The sequence below is a fragment of the Streptomyces sp. NPDC059900 genome (assembly GCF_050270335.1).
Lineage (GTDB): Bacteria > Actinomycetota > Actinomycetes > Streptomycetales > Streptomycetaceae > Streptomyces.
On record NZ_JBNNJZ010001090.1, the window covers coordinates 1 to 1,383 of the forward strand.

Consider the following 1,383-nt stretch of genomic DNA (forward strand, 5'->3'; position numbering starts at 1 on the left):
CGGTGTAGGCGGCGAGGCGGTCGTCGCGGGCGATGACGGTGGCCTGGGCGATATCGGGGTGGCTGGTGAGGACCGCTTCGATCTCGCCGAGTTCGATACGGAACCCGCGGATCTTGACCTGCTCGTCCGCGCGCCCCTGGAAGTGCAGCAGCCCTTCCTCGCTCCACTTCGCCAGGTCGCCGGTGCGATACATGCGGTTGCCACCGGCGTACGGGCAGGCCACGAAGCGCTCGGCGGTCAGCTCCCGGCGGCCGAGGTAGCCGCGGGCCAGACCCGGACCGGCCAGATACACCTCACCGGTGACGCCGATCGGCACCGGACGCAGGAAATCGTCCAGGACGTACACCTGAGTGTTGGGCAGCGGACCGCCGATCGCCGGCGCCTCGTCATCGGACGCGAAGCCTGCGGGCAGTTCCACGGCCGTGGTCATCACGGTGGCCTCGGTAGGCCCATAGGTGTTCCACAGCCCCGCCTGCGCCCGCCACTTGGCGGCCAGATCGGCGGTCAACCGCTCGGCACCCAGGACCCAGTTCCGTACACCGGGGACTGCCAGGGGATCGAGCACAGACAGCAGGGACGGCACCACGCTGGCCACCGTCACCCCGCTGTCCCGGATCATCTCCGCCAGCACCTGCGGGTCGGAACGCTGCTCGCCGGTGGCGATGGCCAGCGTGCCGCCCAACGCCAGAGTCGCGGCGATGTCCAGCACCGAGGCGTCGAAGCTGAAGGACGCGAACTGCAACGTCACCTCACCGGGACCGGCACCGAGTACCGGACCCATCGCCTCGACCAGATTGGCCACCCCCCGGTGCGCCACCGCCACACCCTTCGGACGGCCCGTCGACCCCGAGGTGTAGATCACATACGCCAACTGGTCGTGAGCAATCTCTATGTCGAGCGGCAGTTCCGACTCTGCGCTGATTGCCTCCGCCGCGTCGGACAGCGCGGCGGTGTCCAGCACGACTTGCGCCTGGCTGGAGGCGACCATGAACTCCAGGCGGTCGGCGGGGTACTCCGGGTCCAGCGGCACATACGCACCCCCGGCCTTCCACACCGCCAGCATCGACACCACCATGTCGACGCCGCGGCGCAGCCGCAGGCCCACCCGCGACTCTCCTCGCACGCCCTGGCGACGGAGGTAGCGGGCCAGCCGGTTCGACCGCGCCTCCAACTCCGCGTACGACAGCTCCTCGGACCCGCAGCGCACCGCACACGCCTCCGGGTTCTGGACCGCCGACGCCCGGAACCGCTCCGGCACCGTCTCCGACCCGGCCGGCCGCGCCGTGGCATTCCACTCCCCCAGCACCAGCACCCGCTCGCCCGCACCGAGCACGTCGATCTCGCTCAACCGCACCTGCGGATCCGCCGCCACCTGCTCAAGGA

Annotated in this window: 1 protein-coding gene; it reads right to left on the bottom strand. The window is 70.4% G+C overall.

The genetic code is table 11. The annotated features are described in order from the left end of the window. The coding region (locus tag ACQKIP_RS47470) for a non-ribosomal peptide synthetase (RefSeq protein WP_427745873.1) at positions 1-1,348 on the bottom strand (1,348 nt) is incomplete at its 3' end. Between the last annotated feature and the right edge of the window lie 35 nt (positions 1,349-1,383).